This window comes from Streptomyces tendae (assembly GCF_008632955.1).
Classification (GTDB): Bacteria; Actinomycetota; Actinomycetes; order Streptomycetales; family Streptomycetaceae; genus Streptomyces.
The window spans coordinates 1-21,921 of the sequence record NZ_CP043961.1 but is presented as its reverse complement, the minus strand read 5'-3'; the positions used below and the strand labels follow the sequence as shown (position 1 = coordinate 21,921).

The 21,921-nt window shown below is 69.3% G+C and carries 24 protein-coding genes; 18 read left to right on the top strand and 6 right to left on the bottom strand.

All coding sequences use genetic code 11. The annotated features are described in order from the left end of the window. Positions 1 to 102: 102 nt before the first annotated feature. Both F3L20_RS33805 and F3L20_RS33800 read right to left on the bottom strand, forming a co-directional pair. Complete coding sequence (locus F3L20_RS33805) at positions 103 to 1,590, bottom strand: DUF2637 domain-containing protein (RefSeq protein WP_240811037.1); 1,488 nt, start codon at positions 1,588 to 1,590, stop codon at positions 103 to 105. 65 nt (positions 1,591 to 1,655) lie between these two features. Beyond that, positions 1,656 to 1,877 (bottom strand): hypothetical protein, encoded by a 222-nt coding sequence (locus tag F3L20_RS33800; RefSeq protein WP_150157868.1) that lies wholly within the window; start codon positions 1,875 to 1,877, stop codon positions 1,656 to 1,658. A gap of 251 nt (positions 1,878 to 2,128) precedes the next feature. Here F3L20_RS33800 and F3L20_RS33795 point away from each other — a divergent pair, with 251 nt between their 5' ends. The 10 genes from F3L20_RS33795 to F3L20_RS33745 all read left to right on the top strand — a co-directional run bounded on the left by F3L20_RS33795 (position 2,129) and on the right by F3L20_RS33745 (position 8,365). Further along, a complete protein-coding gene (locus F3L20_RS33795) occupies positions 2,129 to 2,329 on the top strand; it encodes a hypothetical protein (protein WP_150157867.1) in 201 nt (66 codons plus the stop codon). A gap of 282 nt (positions 2,330 to 2,611) precedes the next feature. Then, positions 2,612 to 2,797, top strand: coding sequence for a hypothetical protein (locus tag F3L20_RS33790; RefSeq protein WP_150157866.1), 186 nt, complete (start codon positions 2,612 to 2,614; stop codon positions 2,795 to 2,797). After that, on the top strand, positions 2,794 to 3,081 hold the full coding sequence (locus F3L20_RS33785; RefSeq protein ID WP_150157865.1) for a hypothetical protein: 288 nt from the start codon (positions 2,794 to 2,796) through the stop codon (positions 3,079 to 3,081). The genes F3L20_RS33790 and F3L20_RS33785 overlap by 4 nt, the downstream gene beginning before the upstream one ends. Beyond that, entirely contained in the window at positions 3,081 to 3,509 is a 429-nt protein-coding gene (locus F3L20_RS33780) for an ASCH domain-containing protein (protein ID WP_150157864.1), read from the top strand. The genes F3L20_RS33785 and F3L20_RS33780 overlap by 1 nt, the downstream gene beginning before the upstream one ends. Further along, positions 3,503 to 5,038, top strand: a complete 1,536-nt coding sequence (locus tag F3L20_RS33775) for a DNA cytosine methyltransferase (protein WP_150157863.1) — start codon at positions 3,503 to 3,505, stop codon at positions 5,036 to 5,038. Before F3L20_RS33780 ends, F3L20_RS33775 begins: the two co-directional genes overlap by 7 nt. Beyond that, entirely contained in the window at positions 5,032 to 5,499 is a 468-nt protein-coding gene (locus tag F3L20_RS33770) for a DUF4326 domain-containing protein (RefSeq protein WP_346768157.1), read from the top strand. The genes F3L20_RS33775 and F3L20_RS33770 overlap by 7 nt, the downstream gene beginning before the upstream one ends. Then, on the top strand, positions 5,496 to 5,909 hold the full coding sequence (locus F3L20_RS33765) for a hypothetical protein (RefSeq protein WP_150157862.1): 414 nt from the start codon (positions 5,496 to 5,498) through the stop codon (positions 5,907 to 5,909). The genes F3L20_RS33770 and F3L20_RS33765 overlap by 4 nt, the downstream gene beginning before the upstream one ends. Further along, on the top strand, positions 5,906 to 6,625 hold the full coding sequence (locus F3L20_RS33760; protein ID WP_150157861.1) for a hypothetical protein: 720 nt from the start codon (positions 5,906 to 5,908) through the stop codon (positions 6,623 to 6,625). Before F3L20_RS33765 ends, F3L20_RS33760 begins: the two co-directional genes overlap by 4 nt. A gap of 107 nt (positions 6,626 to 6,732) precedes the next feature. After that, positions 6,733 to 7,380 carry a ParA family protein gene (locus tag F3L20_RS33755; RefSeq protein ID WP_150157860.1) on the top strand — a complete coding sequence of 216 codons (648 nt, stop codon included), beginning with the start codon at positions 6,733 to 6,735 and terminating at the stop codon, positions 7,378 to 7,380. Next, positions 7,367 to 8,365: a hypothetical protein gene (locus F3L20_RS33745; RefSeq protein WP_167534764.1), complete on the top strand. Its 999-nt coding sequence runs from the start codon at positions 7,367 to 7,369 to the stop codon at positions 8,363 to 8,365. The genes F3L20_RS33755 and F3L20_RS33745 overlap by 14 nt, the downstream gene beginning before the upstream one ends. A 115-nt stretch (positions 8,366 to 8,480) precedes the next feature. Here the strand turns inward: F3L20_RS33745 and F3L20_RS33740 are convergent, their stop codons facing one another. Beyond that, positions 8,481 to 9,182 carry a restriction endonuclease gene (locus F3L20_RS33740; protein ID WP_150157857.1) on the bottom strand — a complete coding sequence of 234 codons (702 nt, stop codon included), beginning with the start codon at positions 9,180 to 9,182 and terminating at the stop codon, positions 8,481 to 8,483. Between the two features lie 810 nt (positions 9,183 to 9,992). On the opposite strand from F3L20_RS33740, the gene F3L20_RS33730 reads away from it, so the two are divergent. The 6 genes from F3L20_RS33730 to F3L20_RS33705 all read left to right on the top strand — a co-directional run bounded on the left by F3L20_RS33730 (position 9,993) and on the right by F3L20_RS33705 (position 18,270). After that, on the top strand, positions 9,993 to 10,817 hold the full coding sequence (locus F3L20_RS33730; protein WP_150157855.1) for a hypothetical protein: 825 nt from the start codon (positions 9,993 to 9,995) through the stop codon (positions 10,815 to 10,817). Positions 10,818 to 10,908: 91 nt separating this feature from the next. Beyond that, a complete protein-coding gene (locus tag F3L20_RS33725; protein WP_150157875.1) occupies positions 10,909 to 12,024 on the top strand; it encodes a helix-turn-helix domain-containing protein in 1,116 nt (371 codons plus the stop codon). Positions 12,025 to 12,232: 208 nt separating this feature from the next. Continuing rightward, positions 12,233 to 12,586, top strand: coding sequence for a hypothetical protein (locus F3L20_RS33720; protein WP_150157854.1), 354 nt, complete (start codon positions 12,233 to 12,235; stop codon positions 12,584 to 12,586). A gap of 367 nt (positions 12,587 to 12,953) precedes the next feature. Then, the gene (locus F3L20_RS33715) at positions 12,954 to 13,208 is read left to right on the top strand and encodes a hypothetical protein (protein WP_150157853.1); all 255 of its coding nucleotides are present in this window, start codon (positions 12,954 to 12,956) and stop codon (positions 13,206 to 13,208) included. 373 nt (positions 13,209 to 13,581) lie between these two features. After that, positions 13,582 to 15,087, top strand: coding sequence for a hypothetical protein (locus F3L20_RS33710; RefSeq protein ID WP_150157852.1), 1,506 nt, complete (start codon positions 13,582 to 13,584; stop codon positions 15,085 to 15,087). A gap of 141 nt (positions 15,088 to 15,228) precedes the next feature. Continuing rightward, positions 15,229 to 18,270, top strand: a complete 3,042-nt coding sequence (locus tag F3L20_RS33705; RefSeq protein WP_150157851.1) for a Tn3 family transposase — start codon at positions 15,229 to 15,231, stop codon at positions 18,268 to 18,270. A gap of 48 nt (positions 18,271 to 18,318) precedes the next feature. Here F3L20_RS33705 and def read toward each other — a convergent pair whose 3' ends face one another. Next, positions 18,319 to 18,933: a peptide deformylase gene (gene def / locus F3L20_RS33700; protein ID WP_150157874.1), complete on the bottom strand. Its 615-nt coding sequence runs from the start codon at positions 18,931 to 18,933 to the stop codon at positions 18,319 to 18,321. Between the two features lie 146 nt (positions 18,934 to 19,079). On the opposite strand from def, the gene F3L20_RS33695 reads away from it, so the two are divergent. Together F3L20_RS33695 and F3L20_RS33690 are read left to right on the top strand one after the other, a co-directional pair. Further along, complete coding sequence (locus F3L20_RS33695; protein WP_150157850.1) at positions 19,080 to 19,703, top strand: ArsR/SmtB family transcription factor; 624 nt, start codon at positions 19,080 to 19,082, stop codon at positions 19,701 to 19,703. Between the two features lie 120 nt (positions 19,704 to 19,823). Next, positions 19,824 to 20,510, top strand: coding sequence for a recombinase family protein (locus F3L20_RS33690; RefSeq protein ID WP_150157849.1), 687 nt, complete (start codon positions 19,824 to 19,826; stop codon positions 20,508 to 20,510). A 71-nt stretch (positions 20,511 to 20,581) separates the two neighbouring features. Here the strand turns inward: F3L20_RS33690 and F3L20_RS33685 are convergent, their stop codons facing one another. After that, positions 20,582 to 20,998 (bottom strand): hypothetical protein, encoded by a 417-nt coding sequence (locus F3L20_RS33685; protein ID WP_150157848.1) that lies wholly within the window; start codon positions 20,996 to 20,998, stop codon positions 20,582 to 20,584. A gap of 535 nt (positions 20,999 to 21,533) precedes the next feature. Next, positions 21,534 to 21,893, bottom strand: a complete 360-nt coding sequence (locus tag F3L20_RS35200) for a recombinase family protein (protein ID WP_240811040.1) — start codon at positions 21,891 to 21,893, stop codon at positions 21,534 to 21,536. Between the last annotated feature and the right edge of the window lie 28 nt (positions 21,894 to 21,921).

Sequence of the window (21,921 nt, the reverse complement as noted above, 5' to 3'; positions counted from 1 at the left end):
TCCCCGGGTTCGGCGGTACCAGCGCCTCCCGGGGGCGCCTATACGTCCGGTGACCTCACGATCACCGTACGAGCCGGGGCTGACATCCAGCCCCGGGATTTCTCAGCTGTGCTTGTCGATGATGGGCTTCAGGTACTTCCGGGCCGTTCCCGGCGTGAACCCCGTGCCCTCGTGGAGGAGTTCACCGAGCTTGACCGCAGACAGTGCCTGCTGTTCCGGCGACAGCCGGACGTAGCGCCATTCCAGCAGCTCAACGCCCGTCAGACCCTCCGGCTCCGACTCCTCGTCCGGCTCGTCCAGACCCTCGTCCAGGCCCTCGCCGATGACCTCGGGTTCCGGCTCAGGCGCCGCAACCGGGTCGGGCTGGTCGCCAATTGGCGACTGGACCGCCTCGTCCCGCTCCGAGGGCACCACGGGCTCCGGCTCCACCGGCTCCGGGTGCTTCTGCAGCCAGTCGGCACCGTCGATCCGGGCCTGCACCATGGCGGGCCGTCCGTCGTTGCGGGCCGCCCACGGACCGTTTGCGGCCGCCGCCTGTTCCTGCGGCTCGTACCCGTACTGGGCCGCCGGGTCCGGCTCGTACGCCTCGTACGGGTCGGGCTCGTACGGCTCCGGCTCATACGCCTCGTACGGCGAGGGGGCCGCCTGCTGCGGGACCGGCGCGGAGTACGGCTCCGGGTGGCCTGCCGCCGTCTCCTGCGGTTCCACCTCGTCCTGGCCGTCGTGCTGGTCGGTGTCGACCGCCCCGCGCTCCAGCTCCCGCCCGGAAGGTGCGGGCAGTTCCTCGTGCGTCTCGCCGTCGACCGCCTCGTGGTTGACACGCTCCAGCTCAGCAGGCAGCGCGATGCCCGCGGCCGCCAGGCCCGCCGGAGCCGTCTCGAAGATGGACACGCCGTACTTGGCCAGCCGGAGCGGCATCAGGGCCTCCACCGGGGCCTTCCAGCGCCAGGCGCGGCCGTAACGGGCCTGCAGGCGTGCCCGGTAGATCAGCCGAGCCTGTTCGAGGCTCACGGCCGTGTCGTAACTGCGGACCTCCCAGAGCTTCATCCGGCGCCACAGCTTGAACGTGGGCAGGGGCGAGAGCAGCCAGCGGGTGAGGCGGACGCCCTCCATGTGCTTGTCGGCGGTGATGTCCGCGATCCGGCCGACCGCGTGCCGTGCGGCTTCCACGGCGACCACGAACAGGACCGGGATCACCGCGTGCATCCCGACGCCGAGCGGGTCGGGCCAGGCCGCCGCCGCGTTGAAGGCGATGGTGGCCGCCGTCAGCAGCCACGCCGTCTGGCGCAGGAGCGGGAAGGGGATGCGGAGCCAGGTCAGCAGTAGGTCGAGGCCGAGGAGTACGACGATCCCGGCGTCAATGCCGATCGGGAACCAGTAGGAGAAGGTCCCGAAGTCCTTGTCCTGCGCAAGCTCGCGCACGGCGTTGTACGAGCCGGCGAAGCCGATTCCGGCGATGACGACCGCGCCGAGGCTGACGAGGCCGATCAGCCAGTAGTGGACCCGGGTCAGCTTCGGAATGCCCTTCTTCTCTTCGGGTGCAGTGGCAGATCCTGGGGGATCTGCGGCCGTACCCTGGTGGTGACGCATGTAGGTCTCCAAACTCAGCGTCTTGGGCCCTGGTGGTGTGTCCTCACCACCGGGGTTCCTTCGTGTCAGGTCTCGTCGGTGGGCTTGCTGTAGCCCTTGCGGGTCAGCCACTCGTCGTACGCGGCTGCCACCTGTTCCTTCAAGCTCATTCCGGTGTCGAGCTTGCAGAGCGTGCCCCGGCGGTGAAGCTGCAGATCCTCCGGGACTTCCACGTTCAGGGGGCGCATCCGAACGTTCTCCTCCTTCTTTGGCCGGCCCCTGCGCTTCGGCTTGGGCTCGTCGGTCATGTGGCCACCTCTCCGTGTGATTGAGCTGGAGGGATGATCCCACTGTGCGGCTATGGATCTATGAAAGCAGGTACCTAGGTTCCTAGCAACATTATTTCCTAGGTTCCTTGCGGCCTAGGAAAAAAGGCCCTACGGTGGAACCAGAACGAACGAGAGGGCCGGGGGTTCCCGCCCCCGACCCTCTCCGCCCGGAACGGCGCTCCAACGCCTTCCGAGCTGGGACACCCCTATTCGCAGAGAGAGGGATCTCCGTGCAGAAGTCTGCCAGCCGGACCACCGGCATCTCCATCCCGGCCCCCGCGAGCCGCCCCCAGCTGGTGCTGGTCGGCAAGAAGGGTCCGGCGTTCAGCACCCCGTGCGGCGACTGCGACGGGTTCGACACCGTCGTCATCCGCCGCAACGGCCAGACCGCCACCGTCCGCTGCACCTGCCAGCTGGCGGTGAGCGCATGAGCGCCCAGGACGCCGCCGAAGCCGCCAAGAAGGCGGAGGAGGCCCGCCGCCAGGCGCAGGCCGACCTGCAGCGCCACGGCCAGGCCGTAAGCGGAATCAGGGGGCGCAAGTGACCAGCCGCCCGCCCCTGCCCGTCCGCCCACAGCCGCACGAGCGCGACGGACGCCAGCCGCAGCAGCAGCCCGCGAGGCCGCACCCCGCCCAATAGGGCCCCCGGCGGGCCGGTCGCCAATTGGCGACCGGCCCGCCTCCCCTCGCACGCCTTGATGGAGAGGCACACCCATGTCGCACTGCACCAACCCGACCGTGCTGGAGCGGATCTCCGACGCAGACTTGCGCGCCGACCAGCGCGCGGAGGAGCTGGCCGAGCAGCACCGCGCCGGCGCCTACCCGACCGCCCACGTCCACTACGACCTCCCCGGCCAGGCGTTCACCGTCGTGGCCCCGCAGGGGGGTGCTTCCGAGTGAGCATCGCCCGCGAACGCCTCATTGCCGCCGCCGCCCTCGTCTTCTCCGTGCTGGTCATGGCCACCTCCGTGGAGATCGGGCGCGACACGATTGAGGCCCTGCTGACCGCCGCCACCTCGTACGGCACCGCGGTGCTGGCCGCCGCCCTCGTGTTCGCCCTCGTCGGGGCGCCCGTGGGCATCCGGCCCGTGCTGAAGGCCACGCGCACCGTGGTGACCGCCGCCGTCCTGATCGGCCTCGTCCTGTTCGGGATGGGCAAGGCCGTGGTGGAGGTGTGCAGCTGATGCGCGCCCTGACCATCCGCCAACCGTGGGCGGCCGCCATCACTTACGCCGACAAGCGCGTGGAAAACAGGGTGTGGCCCACGTCGTACCGGGGCCCCGTCCTCATCCACGCGGGCAAGGCGCTGGACCGCCGCCACGGGCCGATGGTGGCCGCCGTGGTGCGGGGGCTGCAGCTGGAGCTGGGCGCCGTGCTCGCGGTCGCCCGGATCACCGACTGCCACGAGGACGACGGGGAGTGCACCCCGTGGTCGGCCAGCGGGAACTTCCACTTCGTCCTGGACGAGGTGACCGCCCTCCCGCTCCCGATCCCGCATCGCGGAGCACAGGGCCTGTGGACCCCGCCGGCCGTCCTCATGGACCGCGTGCGCGAGCAGCTGGAGGGCGAGGGCACCGCCCGCGTGCTCCGGGAGGAGGCCGCGCCGTGCTGACCATCTACGACGAGTTCGCCGGGGTCGGCGGCTCCAGCCGGGGCGCCACCGAGGTGCCCGGCACGGAACTGATCTTCGCGGCGAACCACAAGAAGGACGCCGTGGAGGACCACGCCCGCAACTTCCCCAACGCCGACCACTTCGAGGGCGACGTGGCCCGCGCGAGGATCGAGACCTTCCCCCGGGCGGACATCTTCTGGGCTTCCCCGAGCTGCCCGCCGTGGAGCAACGCCCGGGGCAAGCGCCGGGACTTCGACCACTCCACCCAGCTGGCACTGCCCGGGTGGGAGGAGGAGCCGGACCTGGAGACCAAGCGGGCCCGCGCCCTGATGGAGGAGGTGCCCCGCTATCTGCAGGCGATGATCCGGCGCGGCAAGCCGGTGCTGTGCGGAGTCGTGGAGAACGTCGTGGAGTGCCGGAAGTGGGACCAGTGGTCCCGCTGGCTCCGCGAGGTCCGGTGTGAGGGCCTGTACGAGGTCCGCGTAATCGCCATCAACTCGATGCACGTCCGGGCGCCGAAGTCCCGCCGGGCCCCGCAGTCGCGGAACCGGCTGTTCGTCGCCTACTGGCTCAAGTCCCTGGGCCGGACGCCGGACTGGAACAAGTGGCTGCGGCCCCGGGCGTACTGCGCCGTGTGCGACGAGACCGTGACCGCGCTGCAGGTGTTCAAGCGGCAGGGCGTCGACATGGGGGCGTACGGGCGCAACGGCCAGTACTGGTACCGGTGCCCGAACGTGAAGTGCCGGGGCGCGATCGTGGAGCCCGAGGTGCTGCCCGCGGCCGCCGTCATCGACTGGTCGCTGCAGGCTCGCCGCATCGCGGACCGGGACGAGCCCCTGGCCGACGCCACGATGGAGCGCATCTTGCGGGGCATCCAGCGGTACGCGACCCCGTTCACGGTGCCCGCCGGCGGGACCTGGCGGACCGAGCCCGTGTCGGTCGAGGAGCCGATGCCGACCCGGACCACCCGGGAGACGGACGCCCTGGCCGTGCCTCCCCTGCTGGTCCCGACCGAAGGCCGGGACGGGAAGGTGGCCACCAGCTCCGAGCAGCCGATGCGCACGCAGACCGCCCGCAACGAGACCGGCCTGGCCATCCCGCCGTTCCAGATCAGCCTCCGGGGCGGGGGGTCGAAGAAGACCACGTACCGCGTGGACGAGCCCATGAACACGGTCTCCGCGAGCGGGAACCACCACGGCCTCGTCACCGGGCAGCGGCTGCTGATCCCGTACTACGGCAACGGCACCGCCCGCCGGGTCGAGGACCCCGTGGGCACCGTGACCACCCGCGACCGCTGGTCGCTCGCGGAGGTCCGGGAGAGCGTCGACCTGGGCGACGTCCGGTTCCGCATGTTGGAGCCGCACGAGATCGGCGCGGCGATGGCGTTCCCGGACACGTACATCGTCACCGGGTCCAAGCGCGACAAGGTGCGGAAGTACGGCAACGCCGTCACCCCGCCCGTGGCCGAGGTCATCGTGTCTGCCCTCGTGGAGGCCGTCACCGGCGAGCCGCTGGAGGTGGCGTGGTGATCCCCCGCCGCGACCCCCGCGAGATGAACGGCGGGTGGCAGATGGACCTGTTCCCCGTCGAGACCGAGCCGGAGCCCGCCACCGCGGCGGGCCCGGCCCCGGCCGAGCAGTCGCCAATTGGCGACCAGCCCCCGGCGGCCGCCACCACCACGGTGGTGGACCTCCACGGCCGCCAGGGCGACCCGGAGTTCGCGGACGTGGTGTACGTCGGCCGCCCGATGTTCCAGGGCGGGTGGCGGCTCCACGGCCACGTGCTCGCCAACCCATACCGCGTGGGCAAGCACGGTGACGCCGCCGCCGTGGTCGAGAAGTACCGCGCCTGGCTGGACGAGCGGCCGCAGCTGGTGGCCCGCGAGCTGCCGAAGCTGCGCGGCCGGCGGCTCGGGTGCTGGTGCGGACCCGGGCAGCCGTGCCACGCCCGCGTTCTGGCCGAACTGGTGGACCAGGGGGTGGAGGCGTGAGCGAGGAGAAGGAGTTCAACCCCTGGCAGTGGGACCGCAAGAACGCCATGGCGGGCCGCTCCCGGCTCACCGTCGAGCGGCACGGCCACGAGGTCACGCTGGACCACCAGGGCGTGTCCATCGACGGACAGCGGATCGTGCGGGACAACCCCGGGGCCGGGGAGCACGGATTCCAGATCACCCCGGCTGGCCTCGTCATGTACCGCGGCCGGGAAGTCGCCGCCATCGACCCGCCGCAGAACGGCACCGCCAACCCCGGCGAGGTGACCGTGTGGGGCAAGGACGGGCCCACCCGCCCCGAGCGCAGGCAGCGCGAGGAAGCCGAGCGCCAGGAGCGGGACGACCGGTACCGCGCCGACCGACAGCACAGCCAGCAGGAACCCATCCGTGGACAGGAGATGACGCTGTGACCGAGCAGCAGCAGAGCCCCGCGCCGTTCGATCCGGCGCTCTACCTGATCGAACAGGCCCACCGGAAGCAGGTCCCGGCGACCTTCCGCCCGGCCCCGCAGCTGCCGCCCCGGCAGTCCGCCGGCCGCTGGCTGTGGGAGCACTTCGGACGCCTCGCCCCGGGCCTGACGACCACGGCCATGTCCGCGCTCGCATGGAGCTGGAACGGACAGATCCCGGACGGCTCCACCCGCCCACTGTGGATCACGGGCGCCCTGGCAGCGCTCGCGGGCTGCGCCGGGTGCATCGCGGCCGCCAAGCCCCACGGCGACAACGAGACCGTGCGCATGAGCTTTTCGGCGGCCGCAGTGCTGGCCGTCTCCGGGGTCACCGCCTGGACACCGGACTGGCAGCTTGCAGCCCTGCTGTGGGCAGGAGCCACCGCCGCGGTGTACGCGGTGTGCGCCCCGATGTGGCGCAAGGACCGCACCGAGGCCCGCGCCCAAGCCCACGAGCTGGTCATGGAGGAGACCAAGGGCGTCAACGAGGCTCGGGTGAAGGCGATCGAGGTTTCCGGCGCCGTGGCTCAGGCCCAGTGGGAGTACCGCCAGGAACAGGCGAAGGTCGAGGCGATCGTGGCGGCCGCCCACGCCCGCCAGCAGCGCACCATCCAGCCCGGCGAGGAGCTGGACGTGCAGGCCCTGCTGAAGGCCGCCCACGTGGCCGAGCTGAACTGATCGCGCAGAAACCTGGACCCCCGGCGACCGCCGGGGGTCCTTTGCGTTCCCGGGCATGGCAGCATCATGCGGGCAACACCACCGCCGAGGGAGAAAGAAGCCCCGCCGTGCTCATCGCCAACATCAGCCCACGCAGCATGGGCAAGACCACGGACACGGGCATGATGGCCCACGCCCTGCACGAGGTCGGCTATACCGTCCGAGCCTGGGACGCCGACGAATCCCAGCACCTCACCCAGTGGTCAGAAGCCGCCGGCGGCTTCCCCTTCCCCATCGACAAGAACGCCACCGCCACCTTCGCGACCGACGTGACGCCGCTGAAGAACGGAATCGATATTGTCGACGTCGGCCACACCGAGAACCATCCGCACATCGCGGACAGCGTGCTGAAGATCGCGGACCTGGCCATCGTGCACATGGAGCCGTCCATGGCCGACTGGCAGCGCGTCACCGAGCCGCGCACCTCCACCGCCGTTGCCGAGATCGTCGCCCGCTCCGCCTTCGCACGCCCCGACCGCAAGGCCCCACCTCTGTGGGTCCTCCTCAACCGGGTACGCACCGGTGTCCGCTCCGCCCAGGACATCCGCGGGCTGCTGCGTGACGCCGGATGGAACGTCTTCACCGTGATGATCCCGAACCGCGACGAGTTCAAGCAGGCCACCGCGTTCAGCGTGGAACGCGCCTCGCACGGCCCCTTCGGCGAACTGGTCACGGAGATGGAGACGAAAGGGCTGATCAAGCATGGCGAGGCGTAAGGACCTGAGGGCAGGCGCTGCGGCCACGGCCGCCACCCGCACCACCGCCCCGTCCGTTGCGAGCCCCCCGACGTTCTCCACGACGACCGCCCTGGCCAAGGCCGAGCCGGCCGAGCCCGTCCGGCTGCGCGACCAGCCGTTCACGCTCGCGCACTGGAGCGCCACTCTGCCGGAGCGGGACATCACGCCCGAGGAAGCGAGCGGGCCGCTCAGCGCCGAGGAGCAGGAAGAGCTGGCCGAGTGCCACCGCGCGATCGACAACGCCCGCTCCGCCCAGTGGCTGCTGGGTCGCGCACTGGAGATCGTGCGCCGTCGCCGCCTGTACCGCGGCGACGGGTCCCGCACCTGGCCGCAGTACCTGGCGGCTGAGCACGACGGCATGACCGAGCGCGAAGCACGGCGACTGCAGGAGGAATGGCGACTGGCCAAGGCCGTGCAGGACGCCCTGGGCAAGCCCGCGCCGGCGTCCCACGTGCGCGCCATGCTCGACTATGCCGACAGCACCTCGGACGAGCAGGCCGCCCGCGACTACGTGATGCTCAGGAAGGCGTTCGAAGCCGGGCGCGTCCGCCTGGCCGCTCACCAGATCACGGCCCGTGTAGCCAAGGCGCTGGAAACGGCAGCCACCGAGAAGGACCCGCAGCACCGCCGCCAGGCGGTCACCCTTCACTGGCAGGAACACCACGCGCCGCAGCCGTCCATCCCCGGCCAGGCAAAGCCCGCCGACGCGACGGAGTGGCCCGCCCCCGTACCGCTCAGGGAGACCGCCGATCCCCTCGTGGCGGCCGTCGACGCCGCGGAGGAAGCGCTGGAGCAGCTGAACCGGGCCCTACTGGACGAGGGCGCCACCCTGCGACGGCAGGCCGTCGACGCCGAGCACCTGCAGAAGCGGCTCCGCAAGGTCGGCCGCATCCTCGCGAAGGTCACCGTCCCGGCCGACGACATCGTGGACGCGGAGATCGTGGAGGACGACCCCCAGGATTGAGGGGAACCCGGCAATTTTGCCGGGACCCGCATGGGAAAGGGGAACCCGGCAAAATTGCCGGGTTCCCCTTAACGACAGGCCAAGGTCCACCCACAGGCCGGACAAGCCGCGTCTTTCAGCTCAAAGAGGTTGGGCGACGCGGGGGCGGCACCGCCCGCAGCAGCTCCCACAGCGGACGCGAGCCCGACGCCCACACCGCGAGTGTCTGGCGGTCGACGACGTGCAGCCGCTGCTGCTTGGCGAAGTCCACGGCCGGACCGCTCACCCGTCCGTTCGTGACGATCACCGCGACGTCCGCGCCGTGCACCTGCCGCGCCGTCCCATTGAGCACCTGAAGATCCGGCGTACCCACCGCAGAGCCCTTGGCGCCGTTGCGGCGGTGCTTGCACTGGATCACCCAGCGCCGACCGAACGGATCCGTCGCCTTCACATCCGCGCCCAGGTCACCGCGGCCACCGACCCGCTGGGCATCCCGGCAGCCGTCCCGCCGCATCAAGTCCCGCACTGCATCCTCGAACCGGGTGTGATGCAGCGCGTCCAGCTGCGGCAGCCCGTAGCGCAGACCCTGCGCGAGCACCGCCTCCCACTGAGCCCGCTGCTGCCGGTTGTAAAGCCACCCGACGCCCGCCAGCACGGCGAGCACCAGGACCACGACGAGCACCCACCAGTGCGCCAGCAGCCAGTTGACCACCATCACCACCAGACCGATCACCGCAGTCGCCACCACGGCGAAGACGATCAGCTGCGCGTCCCGCTGCTGCTGCTTACGACTGGGCCGCCTCGTACGCCGCCGCGCCGGCGGCCGTCGCCGCGTCACCGCTCCCACCGGATCGGATACGACACCGTAGGACGAGGCTTAGACACCCGTGCAGCCGGGACATCGTCGAACCGGATCGGATACTGCACCGTCGACTGCGGCCGCGGAACCCTCTCACCCCCTGCGGAGCCGTTGCCGTTGCCCAGCCCGACCACGGCTAAGGCCACAACACCGAAGATCGTTAATTCCCGCCTGGCCCCCGGAGCCCACCGCGAATGTCCACGAACCGGTGTCCCATCAGAGCGCACGTACGGCCGTACCCAAGGCATACAAGCCTCCCCCTCGTAACAACTCCCCGCGCAATCGCCCATGTTGACAGGCGGCACTGACAACAAGTCAGCACAGCACCACTCGGGGTGATCAAGGAAGCGGGGAACAGGCCAGGTCAGGACCGTGGGGCAGGTTAGGACTGCGGGGCTCCGCCCCACGCCCCGGCCACCCTGCGGAGGGGGTGGGGGCAGGGAATTTTGAGTGCGGGTGTGTGGGTGGTGGGGATGGTGGTGGGTCGTGGTGCGGTCCCCTCGTCGGACGGCACCCGGAGGGCACCACGGCCGCCGCCGGGCCGCCAGGCCAAGCCGCTTCGCGGTCGGCTACGCCGAGCCTGGCCCCCCGACAACGCCCGCGGTAGGGCTTCGCCTGCCGCCCAACGAGGGAACCACCCCACTCGACGAGACCCATGACGAAAGGCCCCGCAGCCGCCTACGCCTTGCCGAGGTCGCCGCACCCATCTCGGGCGGATGGCGTCCAAAAATTAAGTGGGGATGCTATGTTGGTGTCGATTCGGTAAGTTGCTAGCTTCCTGGGGGGATCATGGCTGGTGAGATCACGCCGTCGCAGTGGGCCGTTGAACAGTTCGGTGATCACGCTGCCAAGGTGATACGGCACGTGGTTAACGGCCTAGCACGTGGTCAACAAACCGCCTACGAGGTGCAGGTGGCGGCCCGGAAGGCGGGGGCCGAGGACAAGCGCGCCTACGGCAGCATGTGGGCCACGCGCTACGGACAGGTCGTCAAGCAGTTCGAGCTGGCTGAACTCCCTGGCTATGAGGCCCGCAAGCCCAAGGGGGCGTCGTACAGCCTGGCGGTCGTCAACGGGCGAGTGCTGATCCCCTTTCGACACGCCGACTCGCTGAAGGAACCGATCTCCCGCGCAAAGCTGAGCACGAAGATTCCCCACCAGGTTTCTCGCGACAACGGCGTTGGCCCTGCGCAACCTCCGCCGACGCTGTTCGACAGCGATTCCGAGAACATCGAGCCGGCCGCGGACCCCTCGGTGGCCGAGGCCGTCGCGGCGGCCGAGGCAGAGCAGCTGACGGTGATCTACGTCGCGTACGCTGCCAACGCCGACAGCGACAAGGTCCTGGCCGCCTGGTGGGGTACGCCGACGTCGCTGGAGGACGACGGCACCATGGTGTGGAATCCCGAGCCGCTCGACATGAGCATCGCCACCGCGGAGCAGGACTCCAGCGACTCTCGCGATGACCTGCGCACAGCGGGTGCCCCCGTCCCGCGCGAACAGGGCTTCGCCGGCGGCGACCTGCCTGACCTGGGAGTCACGCACCGCTTCGAGGTCGCCAAGCGTCCGTCTGCTGAACAGGAACCAACCATTTCCGACATAGAAAACGGCGATGAGTAAGAACACCCAACCACCGCTGTTCACCGCCCCGGGCGGCCGCAGCGGCCCCGGTAAGGACCGCGCCGACCGGAAACAACCGTCCCCGGCTGCCGTGCACGAGCTCTTCGACCCCGCCCGGCTGACCCAAGCCCGAAGCTTCACCGGCATGACGAAGAGGCAGCTGGCCGACGAGCTGGGGGTCACCCCTGCTGCGGTGAGCCAGTACGAGATGGGCACCAACCGGCCACGCCCCGACCTGTTGCCGCGCCTGGCCGAGATTTTGGATGTGCCGCTGACGTACTTCCTGGCGGGACGCCCGCACGCACGGCTGGACCCCTCCGCTGCTCACTTCCGCAGTCTGCGCAGCACCCGGGCATATCAGCGGGCCAAGGCCGTCGCATTCACCGAACAAGTCTGGGAGCTGACCTACGCGCTGGAGAAACGTGTCCAGCTCCCCGTGGTCGACCTCCCCGGTTTCGCCGGCGGCGAGGTGCATCCGGGCACTGATCTGCCCAGCGATCCCGCCTCCGCCGCCCGAGCCCTGCGAGTCGCGTGGGGGCTGGGCACCGGACCCATCGCTCACCTGGTCCGGCGCCTGGAAGCACACGGCATCGTGGTGGTCACCCCACAGCGCGACGAGGATCTGCGCTCCGTTGACGCCTTCTCCACCTCACGCCTCCCGCGCCCGTTGATCGTACTGACGCCCAACCGGACCGACGACGTTTACCGGCACCGCTTTAGTGCCGCTCACGAGCTGGGTCACCTGATCCTGCACGGCGACACCAATCCCGGTGACATCACCCAGGAACGCGAGGCCGACACCTTCGCAGCCGAGTTCCTCACCCCCCGCGAATCGATCCTGTCCGAGCTGCCCGCACGGGCGGACCTGCACAAGCTCTCGCAGCTCCGCGACGGTTGGGGCGTATCGGTGCACTCCCTGTTGTACCGCTGCCGAGAACTCGGACTCCTGTCGGACTCCTCGGCCAGCCGCGCCTATCAGCGGTTGCACGGCCTGCAGGGGCAACCCGGCTTCACTCCGGAGCCCTTGGCTGGCTATCCCGGCGAACAGCCCGCGCTGCTGTCCCAGGCCTTCACCCTTGCCTGTGACCACGGGCTGACAATGACTGAACTGGCTCACGAGCTGGCCTGGAGCGTAGCCCAGGTGCGGCGCATGCTCGGTGCAGAGGAAGACCGGCCAGCCCTCCGGCTGGTTAGCAGCTCGTCCTGATGGTTTGTTGACGGGGCCCTGGCTGGGCCCCGTCACAGATCAACTCCGCGGGCCCCGGCCCTCATCCAGTGGCGCGATGGCCAGCCGTCGCTGAGCAGTCCGTGTTCAACCAAGGTGTCACCGTGAGGCGTAGCCAGAGTTAGGTGGGCGGAGGAGATACGTGGGAAACCCGCCACTTTCCCTCCCTGGAGCCTCCTACAGTGGCCCCATGAACATTCGCTGGGGTGGCTCGGTCTGGGAACTGATGCTGGTGAAGCGCACGGTCGGGACGGCCCTGTCGAACTCGGCGAGCGGGGGGTACAGCACGCTCCTGCGCGACGGCGCCAGGAACCTGGTTGGCCATGCAGACCTACTCAACGGAAAACGTGCCGTCGCCGCGCTTGTCACGGTCTCCGCGGTAGCGGGCGGTGCGCTCACCGCCGCCACCATGAAGGCGACGCCGCACCTCAAGACGAAGTTTCGCTCCGCGGCCCAGGACACGGCAGAAGAGGCGACAGAAGCCGCCTCCGACCCCATCGAGGAGCCGGAAACTTTTCAGGGGCCACGGCTACGCGCTGTCTGACCATCAAGCAAAGCGCCCACCTCACCGATATCCGCTGCACCGATGTTCCCCGAGGCCGCACTACGCCTGGCACCCCGTCCCTTTCCGATTCACCACGTCACCTGCGGAACCACCGCAGGGGAGTTGGGCACTGAGCTGGGCCACCCTCCGCGCCAGCACCCACGTCACCGGAAAGAGCGGTTCCTGAGCAGACGTTCAGCGGCGACTGGCAGACCCTTCCCAAGCCGTATAGCCCAGACGCCCCAACGATTCAGGTCGTGTACGGACCGCTCAGGCCGGACACACCGCCCCACCTGAAGTGCAGCTCAACAGGGAAAACAAGGGTGTTCATGAATCATCGAGGTCCCGTTGTGGATAAGATCGCCGCATGACAGGACGACGTGGGGTTCAGCACACGGGAAGGTCGACGACGTTTCCAGCCGACAAGTCCCTGCGTGCCCAGCTTGTCCTGCACCCTGGCGAGGAACTTCGGGACGCCTACGAAGAGCTGGTGACCGAGATGGGGCTCAGCGGCGCTGAAGTCCTACGCGAAGCCCTCAAGCTGCTGCACCAACGGGAGACCCGACGCAAGGCGAGGGAAGCCCGCCAGCGCGCCGAGGAGGAGATGTCCAAGGCCGGATGACGACAACATCCGGACGCTAAAAGGCCCCGGCCTTACCAGCCGAGGCACTTGCAACGTCCGGAGGGATCCCAGCTCAGGCTCCCAACCGCTACCTGAGATCCCCATCTTCATCTGTTAGCGCACGAACCAGGTGTCGGGTTACCAAGCCGGCACCGGGCTCTCGTGTGCCTACCTGAAATCAGGAGGCTTTCGCATCGTAGCTCATGGCTACGGTGTCGGCCTAGCACGCCCTGATTGGAGCTCTCCCGGCTCAGTCGGATCGATGCAGGTCACACCGCACTGCTTGGACCAAGACCAGTCCGCTGTACTCCGGTTTCCCGACATCAGCTTGATCATGTGGTACCGGGTCGCTGAGCTGGCACACGGGCGTGGCTTGCTGCCCGCCACGAAGTACCGCCTGGCCCGGTTCCTCTCCCAGCAGGAGCTGGACCCGGCCACCGGCCGCGTCGTCGGCCAGTGGGGCACCGGCCGTACGGACGGAGGCATGACTCTGGCCGCCCGCTACGCCTGGCAGTTCGGCGTAGGGGAGGACCGGTTCTGGGACGACCTGAAGGGCCTGTGCCGATACGGCCTCAGCGCCCGTGACATCGCCCCGGCCCCCGGCCGGCGAGCCGTCTACGCCCTCGTGCTGCGGACCGACGCCATCCCCCATGACCTCCCGGACGACCTAGCCCAGCAGCTGAAGGTCTGGGACCTCCCGGAGTTCGAGGACCCCTACGCGGACGCCCGGTACGGCCACCTGACCGACGCCGCCGACGCCGCGGTGCTGTCCGGCGAACCCGAAGTCGTCGCCGTGGACGAGGAGGGAGCCGCCGAGCTGGACGCCGCACCGCGCTGGGAGCACCCGGCCGACTCCTCGGCGGCCGCAGCCGCCGAGGCCATCCGCAGCTCCGCCAAGGCCCTGGGCAAGGAAGCCGGGCCCCGCGATCTGCGGTGCTGGGCCGTGGCCGACCGCGACCGCGCCGAGGCCCTGACTCACCGCCTGATGACCAATGGCAAAACGTCCCCTCTTAACGCGAGGGGGGTTTCACCACTATCTGGTGTTCTTTCTACAGGTAGTAGGGGGCTGAGCTGGTCAAACGAGATGGGACAAGCAAAAACGACGCCTCCGGCGGCGCCTGGAAAGAAGCCCGCGTTCCTGTCCGGTGACGACCCTCGCGCCGTCGCAGACAGGGTCCTGCGCCGTGCCTGGCACGCCTGGCGGGCCCAACTGGGCCACGGGAAGGTTCTTTTGCCCTCCGGGTACTGGGACGAGCTTGGACGCTGGCAGGTGGCTTCCGCGTGGACCGACCTGCAGCGCACGGTCCTGATCGCACTGCGACGCGCCACCGAGTACGAGTTGGTCGAGCTGTTGTCCAGCAGCGTGGCCGGGGTGGACGACGTGGGCCGCCTGGCCGCGTGGAGGCTGTGGCGCCTCATCAACGACCGGCGCAACGCCCACGGCTACGGCGGCCGCCGGCGCCCCGTCGCCCAGGCCGACCACGTCACCAGGTGGGATCACGTCCCCACTGCCGTTGCCGAGCGGGCCCGCTTCATGGCCACCCCTGCCGCCCCAGCAGACCTGCGCGACCGCCAGGCCGAGCTGCGCGAGCAGGAGCGCCGCCGCGAGGCCGCACGGATCGCAGCGGAGGCCGAGCTGCGGCGGGAAGCCGAGCGGGCTGAACTGTCCAGCCGCTGGGGGCTGGACAGGTACACCCCGCGCCCGCAGCAGGAGCAGCCGCGCCGCTGGGCATCCCGCGAGCCAGAGGCCGTGCACGAGGCGCAGATAGAGGACCGGCGCCGTCTCGACGTGCCCCTGACCCGATCGAGGAACGAGGAGACCTACCGGGCAGCCCTGGCACGGGCCCGCGCCGAGAAGCGCACCCGGCGCCAGAGCTAACGATCATTGGTCGAGTCCGTCCGGGTCCCCTTACGGCCCTCGGGGAGTATCCGAACGGAAATTAGCGGTAGCGGAGTGATCTTGATTCCGGTTCGGTGACGTGCCCGTTTTGCCTGGTCAGCGGGCTCTACGTTCCTCGGCATGCCTGTTGAGTATCTGTCTGCCGAGCAAGAGGCCCGCTACGGGCGGTTCGCCACGGAACCGTCGCCCGGGGAGCTGGAGCAGTTCTTCCGCCTGGACACCAAGGCCCTGGGTTTGGCGCGGGCGAAGCGCCGTCCGGCGACAAGGCTGGGGTGGGCGGTGCAGTGGGGCACGGTGCGGATGCTCGGCACCTTCCTGACCGAGGACCCCACGGCCGTCCCGGCTTCCGTGGTGCGGTTCGTTGCCGAGCAGCTCGGCATCGGCGATGAGCACTTTGCCGAGTACGGGGTGCGCCCGCAGACGGCGTACGAGCACGCGTGGGAGATCCGCGACGAGTACGGCTACCGGGACTTCGCCGCGGGTGAGGCGGGGCTGCGGGAGTTTCTGGCGGCGCGGGTGTGGTCGTCGCTGGAGGGGCCGCGCGCGTTGTTCGACCGGGCGGTGGTGTGGCTGGTGAACAACCGGGTGCTGCTGCCCGGCGTGACGACGCTGGCCCGGATGGTGGCCGCGGTCCGCCAGGAGGAGAACGATCGGCTGCACGCCGCGCTGTACGAGGCGGTGCCGTACGACCTGCGTACCGAGATGGTCCGGCTGCTGGAGGTGCCGGAGAAAAAGCGGGTATCGGAGCTGGAGCGGCTGCGGCTGGGGCCGATGCGGGTGTCGGGCAAGGCGATGGAGCTGGCGCTGGACCGCGCCCGTGAGGTGCGGGGCCTGGGTGCCGGCGCGGTCGACGTCGGTCGGGTCCCGGCCGCACGGATGACCGGGCTGGCCCGCTACGGGCTGACCTCGAAGGCGCCGACGCTTAAGCGCCTGGAGGTCACGAGGCAGACCGCCACCCTGCTGGCGGCCGTGCGGCGCCTGGAGACCGCGACGGTGGACGACGCGCTCGATCTGCTGCACGCGCTGATGGCCACGAAACTGCTGGCGAAGGCCGAGCGGATGGGCAACGACGCCAAGCTCAAGGCTCTGCCCCAGCTGAGGAAGGCGGCGAAGAAGGTCGCCGCGGCGGTCGACGTGCTGATGACGACGCCTCCGGCAACCGAGTCAGGCGAGATGGTCTCCGTGGTGGACGCGTGGTCGGCGATTGAGCAGGTCGTACCGCGCGAGCAGCTGGCCGAGGCGCTCGCCACGATCGCCGCGGTGGTCCCGGGCGGCGATGGGGACGACGACGCGGAATGGCGGGCCGAACTGGTCGCCCGCTACGGCACCGTGCGCGGCTTCATCCGCCTCCTGGTCGAGGTCATCGACTTCGGCTCGGTCGAGGCCGGCGTCCCGGTCGTGAAGGCCCTCAAGCAGTTGCCGGACCTGATCGGCCGGAAGAAGGTCGGCGCCGAGGAGGTCTCCATGGAGCTGGTGACCGGCTCGTGGCGGCGGCTGGTGTTCGCCAACCCTAACCTGCCGCACGGCCTGGTGGACAAGGCGGCGTACTCGTTCTGCGTCCTGGAGCATCTGCACCGCGCCCTGCGCCGGCGGGACGTGTTCGCCAGGGACGGCGACCGCTGGGGCGACCCCCGCGCCAAGCTGCTTGCCGGGGAGAAATGGAGGGCCGCCGAGCCGAAGGTGCTCACCGCGCTCGGCCTGGAGAGCGAGCCGGCCGGGCACCTCGCCGAACTCGCCTCCGCCCTGCACGCCGCGTACGTCCAGGTCGCCGCCGGGCTGCCGGGCAACAGCGCGCTGGAGGTGGCGGGCGGAAAGCTGAAGCTGGCCAAGCTCGGCAAGGCCGAGGAGCCCAAGCTCATGCCGCCGTTCCGGCAGCTGGTCAACGGCATGCTGCCGAAGGTCGACTTCCCCGAGCTGCTGCTGGAGGTCGCCGAGCTGACCGGCATGCCGGAGGCATTCACGCACATCTCCGGCGCCGACTCCGGCATGGAGGGCTTCGTCACCAGCCTGTGCGCGGTGCTGCTGAGCGAGGCGTGCAACGTGGGCCTGACCCCCGTCATCAAGCCGGACGTCCCGGCGCTCACCCGCGGTCGTCTGGTCCAGGTCGACCAGGGCTACTTCCGGGCCGAGAACATCTCGGCGGCCAACAGCCTGTTCATCGAGGCCCAGGCGAAGATCGACGTCGTACGGGCGTGGGGCGGCGGCCTGGTCGCCTCCGCCGACGGAGTCCGCTTCACGGTCCCCGTGCAGACCCTGTACGCGGGATCGAACGCCCGGTACTTCGGCCTGCGGCACAAGGGCGCCACCTGGCTGAATGTGGTCAACGACCAGGTGATGGGGCTGGGAGGGGTGGTCGTGCCGGGCACGTTGCGCGACTCGCTGTTCATCCTGGACGCGATCCACGCCCGCGACGGCGGGCCGAAGCCGGAGACGGTCATCACGGACACCGCTTCGTACTCGGACATCGTCTTCGGTCTGTTCGCGATCTGCGGCTACCAGTTCTCGCCGAGGATCGCCGATATCTCTGACGCGCGGCTGTGGCGGACGAACACCGCGGCCGACTACGGGCCGCTCCAGCCGGTTTCGAACCACACCATCCGCCTGGACCGGATACGCGCCCACTGGGGCGACATGCTCCGTGTGGCCGGGTCGCTCACCCTGGGGGAAGTTCGCGGCCACGACCTGATCCGCATGCTCTCCCGGGACGGCAAGCCGACCGGGCTGGGCGACGCGTTCGCCCACTATGGGCGGATCTTCAAGACCCTGCACCTGCTTCAGTTCGTCTCGGATGAGGGATACCGGCGGATGATCGGTGCCCAGCTCAACGTCACCGAAGCTCGCCACCGCCTCGCCCGGAAGATCTTCTTCGGGCAGCGCGGTGAACTGCGCCAGCACTACCGCGAAGGCATGGAGGACCAACTCGGCGCCCTCGGCCTGGCCCTCAACTCTGTGGTGCTCTTCAACAGCCTCTACATCGACGCCGCCGTCAAGCAGCTGGCCGCCGACGGTTTTCCGGTCACCGACGAGCTTCTCGCCCGCCTCTCCCCACTCCAGTACGACCACATCAACTTCCTCGGCCGCTACGCCTTCACCAGTCCCCCAACACCGGGTCTGCGTCCTCTGCGCGACCCTCGGCAGGAAGACGGGGACGACGACGCATAGCCGCGGAGCGGCCGGCCGGAGCCGAAGGCGGGTCTGGAAGAACGCCAGTCACTTCCCGAGCCGCTTCGCCGCGGCGGCCCTCCGGGCGAACACCTTGTCCTGGGAGTCCTGCATCTCCCGGAGAGCAGCTTTCCGTTCCTTCTGCGCGAGCCGGTCCAGATACAGGTGGCCGTGCAGGTGATCGGTTTCGTGCTGCAGGCACCGGGCAAAGTATCCCCTGCCTTCGATCACCAGAGGATTGCCGTCCTTGTCGCGGCCTCGGACGACCGCACGGTCGAGGCGGGGCACCACGCGGTAGGGACCGGGGACGGACAGGCACCCTTCGGGTTCCTCCATCAGGCGGCGGCCGTCGGCGGACACTTCCTCAAGAACCGGGTTGGCGATGTGCCCGACATGACGCACGCCCCACTCGTCCGTGATGTCCCACACGAACAATTGCAGATCCACATCCACCTGGTTGGCGGCCAGCCCAGCGCCCTCCGCGACCTGGTTGGTGGCGAACATGTCGTCAATCAGCCTCGCCAGCTCCACCGTGCCGAACTCAGTCACCTCCCGGCACCGGCGGCGCAGGATCTCCTCCCCGACCACGGTGATCCTGCGAAGCGCACCACGTTCCACCTCCGGCGCGAGCCGTGGATAGGCCTCGACGGGCTTGCCCTGCACCCGGACCCGGCGATCTGGCACCGTGTCACCGAACCCAACAGCCACGAACCATCAACCCCTTCTATGCAACTCCTCGGCCACCGGACCCGGATGGCCAAGGACTCATCGGCTTGCCAAGGACTTTGCAAAGTAGCAGACTTTGCAAAATGAGTGATGGAAACCGTCGAGTCGAAGCCGCATGGGCCCTGCAGGGCCGGGCTCGCCAGCTTCTGCCCGACCACCCAGTGCGTGTTGCCCTGCTCGACCTGCTCGCCGAAGTCGGCACCCTCACCTCCACCGAGGCCGCCGCCCGCCTCGGGCACAGCTCCGGCCTGTGCTCCTTCCACCTGCGCCAGCTCGCCCGGTACGGCCTCATCGAAGAAGCCCCCCACCGAGGAGGCCGAGCCCGGCCCTGGCGGCTGCGATGGGACACCCCCCACCCCACAGGGCAGGAAGAGCCCGAAGAATTCGCCATCCTCACCCGAGACCTGGAGGACGAGAGCTACCAGCGCTGGCTGTCTCACCGGGACCAGGCGCCGGCCGAGTGGCAGCAGGACGAATCCTTCAGCACCGTGCTCCACCTCACCCCGGCCGAAACAGCCGAACTCGCTACTTCCATCCGCCGCCTCCTCGACGGCTACCGCAACCGGGAAGACCACCCCGCCACACGCCCGCCCAACGCCGTGGCCGTAGCCGCAGTCACCCGGCTGTTTCCGCTCCTCGACGCACATCACCAAGTGCTGCCGCAGCCCGTGCCGGGCCGTGGCGTTGAAGAATCGACCGATTCCTGAACAAGATCGGTAAGCGACTACTCACGGCCGGAACGGCGCTGGCTCGTGTGCGAGAAACGGTGTCAAAAAGTCGGCTTGCTCAAAAACCTGAGAGGCACCGTTTTCTGTACGATCTCGCGGGTGCAGACGCCTCCGGACGACGACACCGCAGACCTCCTCGCCCCACTCCCCGCCGTGCAGAGCGCGCTCGTCGGGTACGCCCGCGTCTCAACCCAGGGACAGTTGCTCGACCGGCAGATCCACGCCCTCACCGAAGCAGGCTGCATCCGGATCTTCGCCGACAAGAAGTCCGGCAGGAACGCGGAGCGCGAGGAACTACGGAAGACCCTCGACTACCTCCGTGAAGGGGACACTCTTGTCGTCCCCTCCCTTGACCGGCTCGGCCGCTCCATCCAGGACCTCATCACCATCGTCTCCGGCCTGCGCAAGCGCGGCATCGGCTTCACCTCGCTCCACGAGGCACTCGACACCACCACCCCGGGCGGACGCCTGGTCTTCCACGTGTTCGCAGCACTCTCGGAGTTCATCCGCGAACTCATCATCCAGGGCACCAACGAGGGCCTGGACGCAGCCCGCGCCCGTGGCGCCCGCCTCGGCCGCCCGCCGGCCATGACCGAGGAACAGATCCGTCACGCCCGGGACCTACTCACCCGTCCGGAGAACACCGTTACCTCGATCGCCAAGCTCCTTGGCGTCTCCCGCAACACGATCTACAAGTATGTGCCAGAGCTGAAAGGCGGCCGCGCCGCACTCGGCGAGACAGTTAGTGCGCCGACTCTGCCCGGCCCAGCACAGTCAGCGGAGTGATCAGCGACTGCCGCTAAATTCCGTTCCGATACTCCCCAAGGGCCTGGTCCGGCTCCGACTGCCGGCGAGCGTCAGAACGGCGGTTCATCTCCGTAGGGGGCTTGCCCTCCCCAGCCGGAAGGCGGGAGAGGCGAGGGTGGTGGAGCGTCCAGAGCGTCGTTCCAGAGATCTCGCAGCTCCTGCCGACGCGAGGTCATACCGTCCCCGAAGCCGCCTACGTGGTACTCCTCGTCTGGGTCGACGAAGGCCCGCTCACACAGCACCGTGAGAACGGCGCTGACTACGGCCCAGCTCAGCGGGACGGTCGTCCCCCGTAGCATCTTGCGGATTGTTTCTCGGCTGACAGTGAAGGCGTCGTACTGCGGCTTGCCGGCGATCTCATCTGCGATGGTCCGTAGTGGGGGACGTCCTGCATCCCGGTAGTACGAAAACAGCGCCTCGACGAACCGGCGTCGCGGGCCGCTCGGCAACTCCGCCTCGGTCGGCATGCGTAAGACCTGTGCCATCAAGCCCTCCCCTGGCCTTCGACCAGGCAAGTCTATCGATGACAACCGAAGGCATGCTAAAACCCGTCAATGACCAGCACTGGCAACCTATAAACCAGCGCTGACCAGCACAAACTTTGGTGACCAACTGGTCCGAGGAGCCCGCAGACTGATACGAGAGCGCCGAACCCGCCGAGTGGCTGGTGTGGTTCGGCTGCGGCGACGGCCGTTGCCCGGAATGGGTGGCGGCCCCCTGTTGGCCCAGGGAGCCGCCTCGTGAAGCGACCGACAGCTCCACACCAGACCGGGAGGAACCATCAGTACCGCATCCAACCCTACGGGTCAGCCGAAGGAACCGTCACACCGAGTCCGCTTGCGCTCCCTCGTTCGTACCGCTGGTCATGGCCTCGTGCACGGCATGGCGACGGCTGCGGGTGGTGCACTCGTCACCGGCATCCTTTGGTGGATGAACCACCGATGACAGCGGCGTCCTGCTGCCGGGGCAGGACGCCGCATCACAACCTTCGACGAGACGAAATTAGCGCGGAGCGGGCAGCACGGCGGGCTCGGCGCTCGGCACCAGGGAGTCGCGGCCAGCGGCCGATAGCTCCGGCACGTACTTGTACAGCGTGGTCCGCGAGACTCCGAGCAGCTTCGCGATCGAGGTGATGGTGTTCTCGGTTGCGCGAGCAGGGCGCGGGCGTGCCGGATCTGCTCGGCGTTCATGGCTGGCGCCGCCGATGCGCTCGCCGCGGGCGCGGGCTTCCGCCAGGCCCTCGTGCGTGCCCTGCACGATCAGTTCCCGAATGAACTCCGCGAGCGCGGCGAAGACGTGAAAGACCAGCCGGCCGCCGGGCGTGGTGGTGTCGAGCGCCTCGTGCAGCGACCGGAAGCCCACCCCGCGCTTGCGCAGGCCGGAGACGAGG

Bases quoted from the DNA above. Each gene is read 5' to 3' on its own strand.
- F3L20_RS33805 (WP_240811037.1), bottom strand. From the start codon at position 1,590: ATGCGTCACCACCAGGGTACGGCCGCAGATCCCCCAGGATCTGCCACT.
- F3L20_RS33800 (WP_150157868.1), bottom strand. From the start codon at position 1,877: ATGACCGACGAGCCCAAGCCGAAGCGCAGGGGCCGGCCAAAGAAGGAG.
- F3L20_RS33790 (WP_150157866.1), top strand. From the start codon at position 2,612: ATGTCGCACTGCACCAACCCGACCGTGCTGGAGCGGATCTCCGACGCA.
- F3L20_RS33780 (WP_150157864.1), top strand. From the start codon at position 3,081: ATGCGCGCCCTGACCATCCGCCAACCGTGGGCGGCCGCCATCACTTAC.
- F3L20_RS33745 (WP_167534764.1), top strand. From the start codon at position 7,367: ATGGCGAGGCGTAAGGACCTGAGGGCAGGCGCTGCGGCCACGGCCGCC.
- F3L20_RS33730 (WP_150157855.1), top strand. From the start codon at position 9,993: ATGGCTGGTGAGATCACGCCGTCGCAGTGGGCCGTTGAACAGTTCGGT.
- F3L20_RS33720 (WP_150157854.1), top strand. From the start codon at position 12,233: ATGAACATTCGCTGGGGTGGCTCGGTCTGGGAACTGATGCTGGTGAAG.
- F3L20_RS33715 (WP_150157853.1), top strand. From the start codon at position 12,954: ATGACAGGACGACGTGGGGTTCAGCACACGGGAAGGTCGACGACGTTT.
- F3L20_RS33705 (WP_150157851.1), top strand. From the start codon at position 15,229: ATGCCTGTTGAGTATCTGTCTGCCGAGCAAGAGGCCCGCTACGGGCGG.
- F3L20_RS33695 (WP_150157850.1), top strand. From the start codon at position 19,080: ATGAGTGATGGAAACCGTCGAGTCGAAGCCGCATGGGCCCTGCAGGGC.
- F3L20_RS33685 (WP_150157848.1), bottom strand. From the start codon at position 20,998: ATGCCGACCGAGGCGGAGTTGCCGAGCGGCCCGCGACGCCGGTTCGTC.